This window comes from Deefgea tanakiae, assembly GCF_019665765.1.
In the GTDB taxonomy this organism is placed as follows: domain Bacteria; phylum Pseudomonadota; class Gammaproteobacteria; order Burkholderiales; family Chitinibacteraceae; genus Deefgea; species Deefgea tanakiae.
Genome location: NZ_CP081150.1, coordinates 86,318 through 101,144, shown reverse-complemented (window position 1 = coordinate 101,144; position 14,827 = coordinate 86,318). Strand labels below are relative to the sequence as shown.

At 49.4% G+C, this 14,827-nt stretch carries 14 protein-coding genes; 8 read left to right on the top strand and 6 right to left on the bottom strand.

Going from position 1 to position 14,827, the window contains the following annotated elements:
• Positions 1-70: 70 nt before the first annotated feature.
• The 5 genes from K4H28_RS00445 to yaaA all read left to right on the top strand — a co-directional run bounded on the left by K4H28_RS00445 (position 71) and on the right by yaaA (position 5,164).
• On the top strand, positions 71-328 hold the full coding sequence (locus K4H28_RS00445; RefSeq protein ID WP_221006326.1) for an RNA-binding protein: 258 nt from the start codon (positions 71-73) through the stop codon (positions 326-328).
• A gap of 7 nt (positions 329-335) precedes the next feature.
• A complete protein-coding gene (locus K4H28_RS00440; RefSeq protein WP_221006325.1) occupies positions 336-1,331 on the top strand; it encodes a 2-hydroxyacid dehydrogenase in 996 nt (331 codons plus the stop codon).
• Positions 1,324-3,633, top strand: a complete 2,310-nt coding sequence (locus K4H28_RS00435) for a PAS domain-containing sensor histidine kinase (protein ID WP_221006324.1) — start codon at positions 1,324-1,326, stop codon at positions 3,631-3,633. The genes K4H28_RS00440 and K4H28_RS00435 overlap by 8 nt, the downstream gene beginning before the upstream one ends.
• 54 nt (positions 3,634-3,687) lie before the next feature.
• Entirely contained in the window at positions 3,688-4,317 is a 630-nt protein-coding gene (locus tag K4H28_RS00430) for a response regulator transcription factor (RefSeq protein WP_221006323.1), read from the top strand.
• A gap of 76 nt (positions 4,318-4,393) precedes the next feature.
• Positions 4,394-5,164: a peroxide stress protein YaaA gene (gene yaaA / locus K4H28_RS00425; RefSeq protein ID WP_221006322.1), complete on the top strand. Its 771-nt coding sequence runs from the start codon at positions 4,394-4,396 to the stop codon at positions 5,162-5,164.
• A 368-nt stretch (positions 5,165-5,532) separates the two neighbouring features.
• On the opposite strand, the gene K4H28_RS00420 is transcribed toward yaaA, so the two are convergent.
• Positions 5,533-6,621: an acyltransferase family protein gene (locus K4H28_RS00420; RefSeq protein WP_221006321.1), complete on the bottom strand. Its 1,089-nt coding sequence runs from the start codon at positions 6,619-6,621 to the stop codon at positions 5,533-5,535.
• 324 nt (positions 6,622-6,945) lie between these two features.
• Between K4H28_RS00420 and K4H28_RS00415 the strand changes: the two genes are divergently transcribed.
• The 3 genes from K4H28_RS00415 to K4H28_RS00405 all read left to right on the top strand — a co-directional run bounded on the left by K4H28_RS00415 (position 6,946) and on the right by K4H28_RS00405 (position 9,427).
• Positions 6,946-8,424: a GNAT family N-acetyltransferase gene (locus K4H28_RS00415; protein WP_221006320.1), complete on the top strand. Its 1,479-nt coding sequence runs from the start codon at positions 6,946-6,948 to the stop codon at positions 8,422-8,424.
• Positions 8,411-8,836 carry a GNAT family N-acetyltransferase gene (locus K4H28_RS00410; RefSeq protein WP_221006319.1) on the top strand — a complete coding sequence of 142 codons (426 nt, stop codon included), beginning with the start codon at positions 8,411-8,413 and terminating at the stop codon, positions 8,834-8,836. Before K4H28_RS00415 ends, K4H28_RS00410 begins: the two co-directional genes overlap by 14 nt.
• A gap of 132 nt (positions 8,837-8,968) precedes the next feature.
• Positions 8,969-9,427 (top strand): ASCH domain-containing protein, encoded by a 459-nt coding sequence (locus tag K4H28_RS00405; RefSeq protein WP_221006318.1) that lies wholly within the window; start codon positions 8,969-8,971, stop codon positions 9,425-9,427.
• 149 nt (positions 9,428-9,576) lie between these two features.
• Here K4H28_RS00405 and K4H28_RS00400 read toward each other — a convergent pair whose 3' ends face one another.
• The 5 genes from K4H28_RS00400 to K4H28_RS00380 all read right to left on the bottom strand — a co-directional run bounded on the left by K4H28_RS00400 (position 9,577) and on the right by K4H28_RS00380 (position 14,800).
• Entirely contained in the window at positions 9,577-10,467 is an 891-nt protein-coding gene (locus K4H28_RS00400) for a metal ABC transporter solute-binding protein, Zn/Mn family (RefSeq protein ID WP_221006317.1), read from the bottom strand.
• 56 nt (positions 10,468-10,523) lie between these two features.
• The gene (locus K4H28_RS00395; RefSeq protein ID WP_221006316.1) at positions 10,524-10,961 is read right to left on the bottom strand and encodes a hypothetical protein; all 438 of its coding nucleotides are present in this window, start codon (positions 10,959-10,961) and stop codon (positions 10,524-10,526) included.
• A 77-nt stretch (positions 10,962-11,038) separates the two neighbouring features.
• Positions 11,039-11,914 carry a metal ABC transporter permease gene (locus K4H28_RS00390; protein WP_221006315.1) on the bottom strand — a complete coding sequence of 292 codons (876 nt, stop codon included), beginning with the start codon at positions 11,912-11,914 and terminating at the stop codon, positions 11,039-11,041.
• A 221-nt stretch (positions 11,915-12,135) separates the two neighbouring features.
• Complete coding sequence (locus tag K4H28_RS00385) at positions 12,136-12,852, bottom strand: metal ABC transporter ATP-binding protein (RefSeq protein WP_221006314.1); 717 nt, start codon at positions 12,850-12,852, stop codon at positions 12,136-12,138.
• 259 nt (positions 12,853-13,111) lie between these two features.
• Entirely contained in the window at positions 13,112-14,800 is a 1,689-nt protein-coding gene (locus K4H28_RS00380) for a response regulator (RefSeq protein WP_221006313.1), read from the bottom strand.
• Positions 14,801-14,827 lie beyond the last annotated feature (27 nt).

Sequence of the window (14,827 nt, the reverse complement as noted above, 5' to 3'; positions counted from 1 at the left end):
GCTTGCATTGCTTGCACACGATATCCGTTTTTTTTTACTTGTAACATCACAATGACCTCGGAGTAATGCCATGCAAATCGTAATCGCAAATTTTCCGCCTGCAGTCACGCTAGATGATGTCAACGCGCTACTGGTCACTCAAATTGGCGCACCAGAGCCAGTGGAAATTACCTTAAATGAAGGGATGGGCATCAACACCATTGCACTGGTGCAATATCCTGCTGATGCACCACAGGCACTGGGTGACGCTTTGGTGAACAAACTCAGTGGCTTGCACTACAAAGGACACGAATTAAACGCCACGGTTACGCATAGCTTTAAGGAGTAATCGCACCATGCGCATCGCAGTTTTTGATAGCAAACAATACGACCGCACCGCCTTAACGGCAGCCAATCAGCAGCACCAGCACGACTTGGTGTTTTTTGACGACCGGCTCAATATCAAAACCGTACCGCTCGCAGAAGGTTTTGACGTGGTTTGTCCGTTTGTGAACGATAAACTCGATGCGCCAACGATGGCCAAGCTCGCTAAGTTAGGCGTCCAACTCGTTACATTACGTTGTGCAGGGTATAACGGTGTAGACCTTGATGCGGCTAAGCTACATGGCATTACCGTCACCCGTGTTCCTGCTTATTCACCTGAAGCAGTCGCTGAGCACGTATTTGCTTTGCTGCTCACCTTAATCCGCAAAACCCACCGTGCCTTTAATCGGGTGCGCGATGGTAACTTTACGTTAGACGGTCTAGAGGGTTTCAATCTGCATGGCCGAACTTTCGGCGTCGTCGGTGCAGGGAAAATTGGCCTCGCAACAGCAAGAATTGCCCGTGGGTTTGGCTGCAAAGTGCTGGCTTTCGACCCCTACCCGCCCGCCACATGCGACGTTGGTTGTGAGTTTGTTACGCTGGACGAGTTATTTGCCCAAGCCGACGTCATTTCACTGCACTCACCGCTCTTTCCGACCACGCACCATATGATTAACGCCCACACGCTCGCCAAAATGAAAGAAGGCGTCGTACTGATTAACACCAGCCGTGGCGGCCTGATCAATACCTTGGCGCTGATCAAGTCGCTCAAATCGGGGCATGTTGGCGGCGTAGGGCTTGATGTGTATGAACACGAAGAAGGCGTGTTTTTTGAAGATTTATCTGACAGCATGCTCAAAGACGATGTATTAGCTCGACTCACCACCTTCCCCAATGTCGTGATTACGTCACATCAAGGATTCTTGACCACAGAAGCGCTCAACAATATTGCGGCTTCCGTACTAGAGAGTGTCGCTCAGTTCGCCCAAAAGCTGCCGCTCAGTAATGAGGTGAAAGCGGGTGCTTAACAAGCTGTCGCGACAAAAAGAACACGCGCTGTCTCGCTGGCTACTGACCATTACGCCCTTTGCGGCAGCGCTGTTTGCACTGGCCTTTGCGTTATTTTTAATTCAAACCGCAGTCAAAGAAGATCAAGCGACCAGCGTCGCCTTGGAGCAAGATTTACTCTGGCAAAAACAAGCGCTTAAAAATCGGCTCGACAATCTCAATACACAACTCAATGGGCTTGCAGAGGTTATTGCAACAGAAGGCTTTGCTTCTGCCAATTTCACTGGACGGTCTTTATCTATTTTACAAGATTCACCCGAAGTGATGTCTTTGGAATACATGGATGAAACCGGCCAAGAGCGCTGGCGCTACCCACAATACCGCCCTGATTTTTTACCAGAACAAAAACATCGCAATCTAGTGGCTGCGCGCAGCGCCGTACTGGCGAGCCAAGATGCACACTTCAGCTCAGTGATACTGGGCAAACAAAATGTGCCTCTCGTAGCGCTGGTTATCCCCGTCCGCCTGTCTTTCAACGGGCGCCACACCTTGCTGGCGATGATTAATTTGAATACCTTGCTGCAACAGCAAGTGCCATGGTGGATTGCGCAACGCTACCAAATTACGTTGAACCAAAATGGTCAACAAATTGCCAGTAAATTTGATCGCAATCTCGACCCAACCCAATTATCAGAAAGCATTCAATTTGATTTAGAACCGAATCAGTTCGAGCTCAAAGCTACGGTGTACAAACAAAAACGAAGCTGGCAGCAACACTTGCTGACGCTGGTCGTGGCGACGCTCTCGATTTTGATGATTGGCTCGACTTGGGCGCTGCGCCGCCACATCAAAGAGCGGCAAAAAGTAGAAGGTCAATTACGCCAAGAAACCGCGATGCGCGAAGCGATGGAAAACTCGCTCGTCACCGGGATTCGCGCGATGGATAAAGATGGTCACCTCATCTATATCAATCGCGCTTTCTGCGAGATGGTCGGCTATAGCTACGAAGCGCTGATTGGAAAAAGCCAAATCATGCCCTACTGGCCGCCCGAAGACCTCGACCGTTGCACCGCGGTATATCGTGCGATTTTATCGGGCCGCGCCGAGCCAACAGGCTATCAAATGCGCTTTATGCGCGCCAATGGCGAACGATTTGATGTGCGACTTTATGCCGCCAAACTGATTGACGGCGATGGGCAGCATACCGGCTGGATTAGTTCAATTTACGACATCACCGAGCTACAACGCGAACGCGATGCGCTACAAGCCTCCCACGAGCGTTTTGTCACGGTGCTAAATGGTCTGGATGCCGCCGTATCGGTCAGCGATGCCAGCAGCGGCGAAATGCTGCTAACGAATCGTCAATTTGATCGCGCTTTTAGTATTCCTGATTGGCATGGCCGTTATTGCGCGCTACCGTATGTCGCGCGACGTAAAGGCGCACCGATTGATACCGAATGGTTTGATGCTTTCCGTGGGCATTGGTACCAAGTCAAAAGTCGCAGCAGCGTTTGGGTCGATGGCTCGGAGGTCTGGCTAGAAATTGCGACGGATATTACCGCACTGAAAAATGCACAAGAACGTGAGCGACTACAAAACGAGCAACTGCAGCAAACCACGCGTTTAATTAGCATGGGTGAAATGGCTTCCAGTCTCGCCCACGAGCTCAATCAACCACTGGCAGCGATTGCCAGCTACGCCACTGGCTGTCGGAATGTCTTGTCGCAAGCTGAGCCTAATATCGGTCAGCTAGATCAAGCGATTGAAAAAATGGCCGCGCAAGCTAAGCGTGCGGGCAAGATTATTTCGGGGATTCGTGAGTTTGTGCAACGCCGCGCACCGCACCGCAAACCATGTGAAATTGCAGAATTAGTCGATACCGTCCGTACCCTACTGGCCGCTGAAATTGCCAAGCAGCAAATTAAACTCAGCATCAGTGATGTGACTCAATTGCCGCCGATCTCGGCCGATCCGGTAATGCTCGAACAGGTGATGTTTAACCTAATGAAGAATGCCATTGAAGCCATGCATAATACGCCAGCAGCCGAGCGTAGTTTGGCGCTGACGATTACGCCGAGCGATGATATTTTATCCTTCGTGATCAGTGATCGCGGCACAGGTATTGCGCCAGAACAGATGGAACAATTGTTTAAACCCTTTTTTACCACTAAAAATACAGGCATGGGCATGGGTTTAAATATTTGCCGCTCGATTATCGAACACCATCAAGGCCGTCTTTGGGTGGAAGCGAACCCAGGTGGCGGTAGCCGATTTATCTTTACCTTGCCTTTGCCGCAAGATAATCTGGCTTATGAACCTTAATCAATTTGAACTGCCCCTTTTTGAACTTAGCGCCAGCGCAGGAGCACACCGTTTATGAGCATCAATCATGCCAATACCCGCAAAATCGCCATTGTGGATGACGACGACGCAATCCGCGACGCACTTTCGTGGCTTTTCTCGACCCGCAATCATCAGGTCAGCACTTTTGCCAGCGCCGAAGAACTTTTAGCTAGCTACCGCCCAGAAGACTATGGCAGCCTTGTGCTCGACGTTCGCATGCCCGGCATGGGCGGCTTGGAATTATTCAATAAGCTGCAAGAATACGCTTACTGCCCACCGGTGATTTTCCTCACGGGTCACGGCGATGTACCGATGGCGGTGGCCGCACTCAAACAAGGCGCAGCCGATTTCATCGAAAAACCGTTCTCGGATAACGACATCGTTGATTTAGTCGAAAGCTGTTTATCGCAAGACCAACTCAGCCGCGAAGAATGGCAAACCCGCACTGCCGTCGATCAACGTCTGGCCTGCCTCACGCCACGCGAGCGCGAAGTAATGAAACTGATTTTGACGGGTCGTTTGAATAAACAAATCGCCGATGACTTGTCGATTTCGATGAAAACTGTTGAAGTACATCGCGCGCGCATTCTGGAAAAGATGCAGGTCAAAACCGCAATGGAACTTGCTGCGCGTTTGCGTGATGCGGGCGTAGAACCACAATAAGGTATATCTGTGTAGCCATTTATATTAAATGGCTACAATCAAATACCCACACAGAATACCCATAAGGATTTTTGTAGTGCTGATGCTGATTTCGCCAGCTAAAACGCTGGATTACACCACTCCGACTCCCGCTGAACTACCACATACCCAGCCCGATTTTCTAGCGCAATCACAGCAACTGATTAACGTTCTGCGGCAAAAAACACCCGCTGACATCGCGCAATTGATGAAGTTATCCGATGAGCTATCCCACCTGAATGTGGGTCGTTATCAAAGCTGGCAGCCCGACTTTACGCTGGAAAATGCCAAACCCGCCGTATTGGCCTTTATGGGGGATGTTTACACCGGCCTTGAAGCTACGAGTCTCAATGCCACGCAACATGCATACTTAAGCGAACATTTACGGATTTTATCGGGACTATATGGATTGCTGCGCCCGCATGATTTGATGCAGCCGTATCGCTTGGAAATGGGGACGCGTTTAGCGCACCCCAATGGTCATCACCTCTATGATTTCTGGAACGACACCGTAACCAACGCCGTCAATGCGCTGAACAAAGACACTATCGTCAATCTAGCCAGCGAAGAGTATTTCAAAGTGATTCGCCCTAAAGTACTGACCGCCAACATCATCACACCGGTGTTTGAAGACTTCAAAGGCGGGAAATACAAAATCATCAGTTTTTACGCCAAACGCGCGCGCGGGCTGATGGTGCGCTATGCGGCGCTTAATAGCATTACTGAGGCAAAAGATTTAATGCAATTCGATTTAGATGGCTATCAATTGGTGAGCGATGAATCAACCGCTACGCGCTGGTTATTCAGAAGACGCCTTGCTGAGTCGTGATTCACTTTGAGTTGGAGCAATCTTTATCCAACTGCACTGCAAACAATCAAACACGCAATCTACGCAAAATTCTTTGTCTTCTTGAATTACTTTTTTCAAAAAAGAAAGCTCATTAAAAACGCGTTTACGCTCTTTTGGATTACAAATGTGCGGTAAACGGTTTTCGATTTTTTTTATTCGATATGCGGGATAACTCACGGCGGATTCCTTTATTAATAAAAGATCGCGCAAGTCAACGTGACTAAAAAGTCACAGGGTACTTCGATAGAAAAAAACGCAGGCTGCGCGAAAAGCCAAGGCAAAAGATACTAGAAACTGAAATTAAAATCGTTGCACAATTGCACAGCGCTACGCAGTTATGAATGAGATCAGGCGGCCAACAATTGCTTGCCCCAACGTATTCCACGCAACTCAATGACTTGATAACTCCAGCGCGAAATCAGTAACACCAGCGCCAAAATCACGATTCCGACTAAGTTGTCCGCCCATGCGCTACCCAGATTGATAAAGCGCAGTCCGTCTTTGTACAACAACCATTGCGGTGCAAATGCAGTCAGCACCAGCAAAATCAGATGCAACACACCGTAATGGCTTAAGTAAATCGAAAACGACCACTTCCCCATGCTCACAAACGATTCGTGGCGCAGGCATTTCGATACCGCCCCTTGCTCAAAAGCAAACACAATAATCGCGATCGCAAACGCCCATGCGGCAAGAAAGCTCTTATTAGGGTATTGGGCTGTAATCACCATATACAGAGCCGCTAGCAGCAATACTTCGATTAAAGTCGCTAGTTTGAAACTGAGTCGCCAATGATGAATCGCATCAAAACAGCGATACGCTAGCGCGCCTAAGAAAAAACAAGTAATCCCGCGAAAACCACCGCTGCCGGTAAAATTAAACGACAGCCAAACGCAGAGCGAACAGCCCGCCACCAGCAGCACAAACGCCGCTTGCCGCCAGCGGAGCGTCACCCAGAGTATCGCCCCGAACAGCACGTAGAGATAGAACTCCACACTAATACTCCATGCCGGGCCGTTAAACGCAAATGGATCACCCGCCGGCAACCACGCTTGTAGCAGCAAAATTTGATACAGCCATTGCTGCAACTGCCAAGGCGCAAATTCGCCACTTGCCCACTGCCAGAACATCGACACACTAAACAGCAGCAACATCACCAAATGCAGTGGATAAATCCTAAAAAAACGGCTAATCATATAGCGGCCAAAACCTGCGCCATCCATCGGTTCGAGCATGTAACGATAAGCCAGTACAAAACCACTCAGCGTAAAAAAGAACTCAACCATCAATCCCGCCGAGCGAAAGAAATCCCATTCGCTAAAGCCTTGCAGCAAATGCAAATGAAACACAACCACACTCAGCGCGCATAAGCCACGAAAGCTATCGAGCACGATGAAGCGGTGTTTATGGCGGGGGCTAGGGTGATGATGATTCATGGCGAGCGACTTAATTGAAAAAGACGCCTGCGCGTCTTTAGGTTTGAATATACGAATGGTACACCACAGACTGCAAACGCCGAACGATTCTACGCAATGCGATGCGCTTGCCGCTGGCTATACCCGTAGTAGATGGTCACAAATGAAGGCCAACAACAGCTAGCCACATCAATCAAATGCCACTTAGCTAAATAATGTCTCGTAAGATAGCAAGAAATGCAAAGTATTCCATCTGAATAGGGGCATAGAATTTACCAATTCGGCATATTAACCTGTTCAAACCGCTCAAACATAGCGGTTTGAACACGCTCAGGAATACATTAAATGCAGTCTCAGTTGCACACCTCACGTCTAGTACTGCGCCAATTTACCGACGCAGATTTTGATTCCTTATTTGCGCTTACTCGCGAGGCCGAAATTAGCAACATCCTGCCAGATTGGAAAATGACGCAGGAACAAATGCAATCATATTTAAGGTGTTGGGTTACTCAAGGATACCCCCACTTTGACCCTGCAAAGCCAGAAATGTTGTATGCGATTTGCCTTGGCGAACAATTGATTGGCTGGGTTGGCTTGTGGCCAAAAGAAGGACTCGATTCGCCTTTTCCTGAAGTGGCCTACGCGCTATCACGCGAACATCGCGGATGTGGTTACGCCAGCGAAGCCGTCAAAGCGGCGTGTTCTGAGTTATTTATCCACTGCCCTGATTTACCCGCGCTTGTTGCCATCGTGAAAGACTGGAATACACCGTCGCAACGCGTAGTGATCAACGCTGGCTTTTTGCCGCGCGGCACAGCAACAGTACAGGACGATGGCGAATTTGATTTATTCATCTTACCGCGCCCCGAATTGTCGAAGATCGCCGCAGTCACGCTACGCCCCGCACTTGAAAGTGAGGCAGATCTGCTGGCTTATATTCAAAAACAAGCCTTTCTTGAGCACTATCAGCGCTGGGGTGCTTGGAATCCCTCCGACAGCGATGCCGCAGGCAGCGCGGGGCACGACAGCCCTCATCTACTTCGTCACCTGATTCGTACTGCACATTATTTCGTCATTGAAATCGCTGGCGTGGTGGCTGGCGGCATTTGCGTTGAAGGCCCATATGCCAACAAAGCTTATGTCTCGTGGTTTTTTGTCGATCCTGCCTTCGGCCGGCAAGGGATTGGGCGACACGCGCTCGCCTTGGTCGAAAGTCATTTCCCCGCAGTGGATTGCTGGAATTTAGGCACGAGCGCACGTAGCGAGGACAATGCACGTTTTTACTTAAGTTGTGGCTATCAAGAATCAGCAGCTGATAATGCATTCCGCTATTTCACTCGACAAGTGCGAGAAACCGCACCGCCAGCCAACCATTTCAATGGGCAGTCCATCGATAAACCTTGCTGGAGCGATAGTTTTTTTGAGCAAGCCCAGTTTTATGATTGTGCCTTGCCGAATTTTCGACTTGCCTCGTCAACGATGACGGATGCGCACTTTCACAATGTGAACGTCAGTGGATTGTGCATTGGCGACGCCCGAATGGCTCGGCTGGAATTATGTCATTCCTCTTGGGGAGGTGCTTATTTGCACGATCTAGGTCGCGGCTGGCATGGTGACCACGACCCAGTGAGAATGGCGCGTGTCGATTTGGGTTACGCACAAATCGAAGATTGCGATCTGCGTGGTGCCCACATTCAAGGCGGTCAACTGGATGGGCTAAAAATCAATGGTATTCCCTATGCTGAGCTGCTTGCCGCATGGGTAGAGATCAAGAGCAAAGCAATTTCACAATCAAAACAAAGAGGAAACGATGATGAAAATTGAGCTCAGTACCAACGTTGAGCGCGAGCTAATCAACGACAAATTGGTTCAATTTAACTTGCAAAATGTCCCTTTTAGTCAAAAAGAAGCGTTCATTGATTTGTCATTTTCAATAAAGGATGAAGTTGGTGAAATTATTGGCGGGATCAATAGTGTGCTTTATTGCTGGCATGTTCTGCATATCGATATTTTATTCATTGATGAATCGCACCGTGGCAAAGGCTATGGAAAGTTATTGCTTGAGCAGGCCGAAAATGCCGCAAGACAGCAAGGCGGATACATGGTTCATCTGGACACATTTGATTGGCAAGCCAAATCGTTCTATCTGAATGCGGGTTACAAAGTCTTTGGCCAGCTTGAGAATTGCCCAGCCAGCCATACTCGATTTTATATGAAAAAAACTCTAAATCCATAAATGTCACTACTCACCAAGGATGCCGCTATCAACTCTATGAGTAGATTTATCGTCTAGTCAGTGATGTGGCAGGGAGTTACTGGCGGTATTAACAATCATTTTTTGAATAATTCAGAACAGGAAATACGCTAAATGCAAGAAACACACCAGAGAGTTTTTTGGGAGAAGGTACTCGCCAAGTATGGACGTGATCCAGCTTCAGAATGTTATGAAGTTTTTTCCTTTGATGATAATCAGTCCGATGCCGATGCCTTGGCTGACATGGTTTTATCAGGACAAAAGCATGCGACAGCAGGACTGTATTGGCTCAACGAGCATGAGGGTCATGCCATTCCAAAAGCGGGTGATTTAAGTTTACTGACTCGCTTTGATGGCACACCTGTTGCAGTCATTGAAACCCGCGAAGTCATCGTCTGCCCCTTTATCGCGGTAGGTGCCGAATTTGCCGCAGCAGAAGGCGAAGGTGATTTATCACTGGCGCATTGGCGCAAAATACACTGGGATTTTTTCAGCCGGGTTTGTTCATCAATCAAGCGACAACCCACTCTGCAAATGCCGGTAATTTGTGAGCATTTCACCTCTATGACATGAACTACCGCAACGCATAGACTCATTAATGGTCTAAACATTGATAAAAAAAAGCCAGCTCACCCATGCTGGCTTTCTCAACAATACAAAATTTGCTGCTCACCATCAACGCTCATTTGCTAACAATAAGGCAGTGATGGAGCGCTCTACAATCATTTTAACGCAGCCAAAATCGCCTGCGTATTGTGCGTAAACATCCCAATCCATGTATTAGCAGGTGCTTTTTTATCCAGTGCATCGGAATAAATCGGTGGGCCGACTTTAGCTCCGGTTTCACGGGCGATTTGGTCGATCAATTTTGGATTGCTAATGTTTTCAGCAAACACGGCTTTGATTTGGCTTTTGCGCATTTCGCGAATCAAGGCCGCCATTTCTTTGGCGCTCGGCTCTGCATCAGTTGAAATGCCTTGCAACGGGTAAAACTGAATCGCATAACGATGCCCCAAATACGCCAAAGCATCATGCGAGGTGACTACTTTCTTTTTCGCGGCGGGAATGGCAGCAAAAGCAGCGGCAGTTTGCGTATCAAGCTGGGTGATTTTGGCTTTAAATGTGGCTGCATTGCTGCTGTATTGTGCTGCGCCCGCAGGGTCTGCGGCTTTGAGTGCGGCGGTGATTTGATCGACCATCAGCAAGACTGCACGTGGATCGTGCCAAGCATGCGGATCAGCTTTGCCATGATGTGCATGACCATCGCCATGTCCGTGCTCGTCTTCTTGCTCCAGCGGTTTTAGGCCTTTGGTCACCGTAATGACCTTGCCTTTATACGCCGCAGCTTGTTCCACGCGTTTGAGCCAACCTTCAAATCCCAAGCCATTGACGAAAAATAGCGGGGCACCCGAGAGTTTTTTTAAATCCGCAGGTTTCGCCTGCCAAACATGCGCATCTTCGCCCGGCCCAACCAAGGTATTCACCTGAACACGGTCACCGCCGACTTCTTGCACCAAGTTACCCAAAATACTAAAACTAGCGACAACTTTGAGCGGCTCGGCAGAGACGAGCGAACTAAAAAATAAACAAATGATGGCGAGAATTTGGCGCATAGAAGCTCCGAGAAAGATAGAAAAGAAAAGAGCGTTACTTTGCATTTGGCGTAAAACTAAATTGACATTTCTAGCTTGGCAAGCTGACCAATATCGCTGTGCAAACCAATCAACTGCCGAACAAAAGAATCGATTGCTGATGGCTCAATCAACATCAGCATCGTTATTGATTCGAATTGACCATAAAAAACATCCGATTTCTCAGCAATAGACAAGGACAAAACGACATGCCCTAATTTATCGTGGCATGTAAATCGAAATTTAGCTCCACCATACCCAGTAAGTTCCAATCCACCAAACTTAAACTCTCGGATATCCGCTGTGTCAGTAGGAAAGCCTGAAAGCACCGATGCGAATCTTTTTGGCGCATCACAATCCGCATAAAAACGAGTTTTAAAAGCTAAACGTTTATTTGAAGCAGTAATTGCTAATGCAAGTACATCTTCATCACGCCATTCCACTTCGATTGCGACTCCAGATAAATTATCGAACATCAACAGCGCCCTGAGTTACTGAAATTGAAACAATACTTACATAGTAATGCGCTTTTCAAATTGGCATAAACTCAATTTCAAATCGCGTGATGACGCCGTGCTTTGCGGCGTTGAGCCCATAGTCCAAACGGCGCGATGATGAGCGAGATGCAATAGAGCGTTCCGGCAACCAACACAATCGCCGGGCCAGACGGTAAATCCCATTGATACGACGCCACCAAACCGAGCAAACAGGATGTCAGCGCCACAATCCACGCGGTCACAAATAGCATCGATAAACGCTCAGCCCACAGCCGCGCTGTTGCGGCCGGCAACATCATCAAACCGACCGCCATCAGCGTGCCCATCGCTTGAAACGCCGCGACAAAATTCAGTACCGCAATCACGACAAAACCAATATGAAAACGCGCACCATTGCCCGTTGTGGCTGCAACAAAGCCAGAATCCGCACATTCCAGCACAATGCCGCGATATTCTAGCGCCAGCCAAATCAAGGTAATCGACGCGACGGAACTAACAATCAACAAAGACGGGTCATCAATCGCCAACACCGAACCAAACAGCAAATGAATCAAATCAACACTGCTACCCCATTTCGACACGATCAACACGCCAATCGCCAAGGCAAGCAGATAGAAACCGGCGAAACTAGCGTCTTCATTCAGCCTCGTTTTGCGCGCGGCAAAGCCTGCGGCCAGCGCCACGAGTAAACCGGCGATCAAGCCTCCGCCCGCCAACCACGCCAGCGACAAGCCGCCAAACAAAAAACCAATCGCTGCGCCGGGTAATACCGCATGGGAGAGTGCGTCGCCAAGCAAGGACATACGCCGTAGCAAGAGCAATACCCCTATGGGTGCGCAGCCCACAGCCAAAGCCACGCTCCCCACTAAGGCGCGGCGCATAAAAGCAAACTCGCTAAGGGCGGAAAATAATTCAATATCGGGGATTAGCATGGTGTTCCTAGTTCAACTCGCCAGCGAGAGTGCGCTTTAAACATAGCGAGCGCCCGTCAGCGAAGTGAGACCGGAGCGCAGGCACCGGAATGTAGTTTTGTACATGAGGTGACGCCAAAGCTTAGCGGCTTTGCCGCTTAGCGACGCGGGATCCCCTTGGGGAATGCCGAGCACCGCCCGAACTTCGATCACGGGATGCGCAGCATGTTTAAAGTGCGCTCTCAGCATTCTTGGCACCAAGTGGCATCATTGCGCCAGTGCTGCGCACGGCGATTGGCTTCTTGTAGATTTTCAGTCGTCAATACTTCCGCCGTTTCACCCCACGCCAGCGCCGACTGCGCGAGCAACAAAGTTTGCGGGTAATGCGCGCGCACTTGGCTCATATCATGCAGCACGGTAATTTGCGTTTTACCCGCTTGATGCCAGTGATCTTGCACGTCGAGTAGGTTTTCAATCGTCGCACTATCAACGTTGGCAAACGGCTCATCTAGCAGCATCACATCAGCATCTTCGACAATCAGTCGCGCAAAACGCGCGCGCTGCAATTGACCGCCAGAGAGATTGCTAATGGGTGATTTGATAAAATCGCTCAAGCCCACGCGTTCTAGCGCTGCATCGGCGCGCAGGCAATCGTCTTTCGATAAACCGCGCCAAGCGCCACGCTGCTGCCACGTACCGGCCAAGGCCAGTTCACGCACCGTCAGCGGAAATTGTTTATCTAAAGTAGACAGTTGCGCCAAATAGGCGATGCGACCATGGCGATGCACATGGCCTTCGTCGGCTTGCTTCACGCCAGCCAACGCGGCCAGTAAAGTCGACTTGCCAGCGCCATTCGGGCCAACGACCGCAGTATGACTACCTTTAACAAAGCGCCCCGACACCGCATGCACCGCAGCGCGGTCACGGTAGCAAAGCGTTAAATGATGGATTTCAATCACGGCTGTAAAGCCCAATAAGTCAGTGCCCACAAGGCGGCGAGCAAAGGCACAATGCACAACACCCGCTGCCAACCCGCCATGGCGAAAAAGCCAAATAAACTAAAAAATTTCAAACTGCGCCCCAATCAAGCCGAACAATTGAGAGTAAATCTCATTAAGCGGCTAAGGATATACAAAAACCACCTCTTTGTGCAAGCTAGTTGCATTTGTAGTTCTTCGCCACCATTCAGTAAAAAAACAACGTCAACTTCAAATTGAACTATTGCATCCCATACCGGCGTTTGGTCTTGCGGAAGATTTCTGCCATTTGCAGACCTCGTCCCGAGGTGGGGTCGAGCGTATTGATTCGATTGAGTAAATCGCTGGCATGCTGCATATAGGTTTCGTGCCAGCCTTCTTGATTGACCAAGGCCAATAGTGCATTAACCGTATTGAGCAGCATTTGCAGATTGTTTGGCATTTCTTTGCCAGCGGCCAAAAATCGCTCGGCGGCGGCTTTGAGGTTGCCTGATTGTGCCAAAGCAACGGCCTCATTATTCAGGGTCACAATATCAGCGGCGGTGGCTTCGATTAAACGCAGTGCTTCGTCTTCACGGCCTTGCTTTTTGTAGAGCCGGGTGACTAAAGCGGATAATTTGGGGTCGTCGTGACGATTTTTAAGTACGGCGCGGGTCAAAGCCTCAGCCTCGGTTATGCGATTGTGACTTAAGCAGCTTTGCGCTAAGGCCAAACCCACGGTCGATGAAGGCGGCTCTATGCCTTGCTCGGCGGAATGCAAAGCCAAATCTAAAATCGCTCGCGCTTTGGCGCTGTCGCCTAGTTTAAGCGCCACATTCGATTCGAGCACCTCGGCAAGCACCCGATCATTGCTGGTGCGAAAATCTTTGCGGATACTATCGGCGGTTTTACGAGCAGCACCCACATCGCCACGCTGTAATTGCACTTCGCCCAACGCGGCATAATCACTGATTTGTGGCCAAAAGGAAAAGCGCGCTAAGCGTACGGTTTCGGTTAATGATTGCTCGGCGAGCGCGAGATCGCCAGCAATCACTGCCACCTCGCCCAATTCGCGCATCCGCGCCACCACATAGGGAGAGCGGCGACATGCATCTTGCAAAGTTTGCTTGGCGGCTTCGATTTCGTGCTTGGCTTCTTGTGTTTTGGCGAGGCCATCATAGGCATCCATGATCAATTCATGCTCTGCGATGACCTGCCGAAAGATATGCTGCGCTTCGTCGTATTCTTTGAGTTGATACAACGCTTTACCCAAGGCCATTTTCGCCCAAGGGAAATCGACTTTACCGAGCAATTCGCGTGTTAAGTCGCGTGTGCCTTTCCAATCCCCAACGCGCAGCATCAAATGTACTTTCATCCGCACAAACTCGATCGCGTCCTCACCGCCCTCGGCTGCGGCACGATTACACAATTGAATCGCGCGCAAGAAATCATGCGCGATACAGGCATCATCAATCGGTTTGAAGCGGGTCTTTTTGCGCAAGGCACGCAAAATTCGCGTGTAGAGTGTATCACCCGTGAAGGGTTTTAAGATAATCGCATCCGGCGCGAGTTCAGCGGCACCAATCACCTTGGTACTTTGGCGCTCACCAGTCAGTACAATAAAGACGCAACTGGCTTTCAATAAACCATGGCGGCGTGCCTCTTCGAATAAATACAAACCATCAAAGCCCGTACCCAAATCAAAAGCACATAAAATAATATCGTAGGAAAAGCGCCGCATTTGCCCCAAAGCTTCGCCGCTACGGTGAGCATACTCAACTTGCGAAGCGCCAAATTGGCCCAGCATCATGCCCATCGTGGTACGCATTTCAGCGACACTTTCGATGACTAGTATTTTATAAGCCGATAAATCGTTTACATCCACAACTTCTGGCTGCGGCTCATCGATGGCAGTACGATCAGCGAACGAATAAAGGCGAACTTTGGGCATAATCACTTCGTAAAATAATTTATAGGT

Coding starts and splice junctions, on each gene's coding strand:
- K4H28_RS00380 (WP_221006313.1), bottom strand. CDS start 14,800: ATGCCCAAAGTTCGCCTTTATTCGTTCGCTGATCGTACTGCCATCGAT.
- K4H28_RS00405 (WP_221006318.1), top strand. CDS start 8,969: ATGCAAGAAACACACCAGAGAGTTTTTTGGGAGAAGGTACTCGCCAAG.
- K4H28_RS00400 (WP_221006317.1), bottom strand. CDS start 10,467: ATGCGCCAAATTCTCGCCATCATTTGTTTATTTTTTAGTTCGCTCGTC.
- K4H28_RS00440 (WP_221006325.1), top strand. CDS start 336: ATGCGCATCGCAGTTTTTGATAGCAAACAATACGACCGCACCGCCTTA.
- K4H28_RS00415 (WP_221006320.1), top strand. CDS start 6,946: ATGCAGTCTCAGTTGCACACCTCACGTCTAGTACTGCGCCAATTTACC.
- K4H28_RS00430 (WP_221006323.1), top strand. CDS start 3,688: ATGAGCATCAATCATGCCAATACCCGCAAAATCGCCATTGTGGATGAC.
- K4H28_RS00410 (WP_221006319.1), top strand. CDS start 8,411: ATGATGAAAATTGAGCTCAGTACCAACGTTGAGCGCGAGCTAATCAAC.
- K4H28_RS00420 (WP_221006321.1), bottom strand. CDS start 6,621: ATGAATCATCATCACCCTAGCCCCCGCCATAAACACCGCTTCATCGTG.
- K4H28_RS00395 (WP_221006316.1), bottom strand. CDS start 10,961: ATGTTCGATAATTTATCTGGAGTCGCAATCGAAGTGGAATGGCGTGAT.
- K4H28_RS00390 (WP_221006315.1), bottom strand. CDS start 11,914: ATGCTAATCCCCGATATTGAATTATTTTCCGCCCTTAGCGAGTTTGCT.
- K4H28_RS00445 (WP_221006326.1), top strand. CDS start 71: ATGCAAATCGTAATCGCAAATTTTCCGCCTGCAGTCACGCTAGATGAT.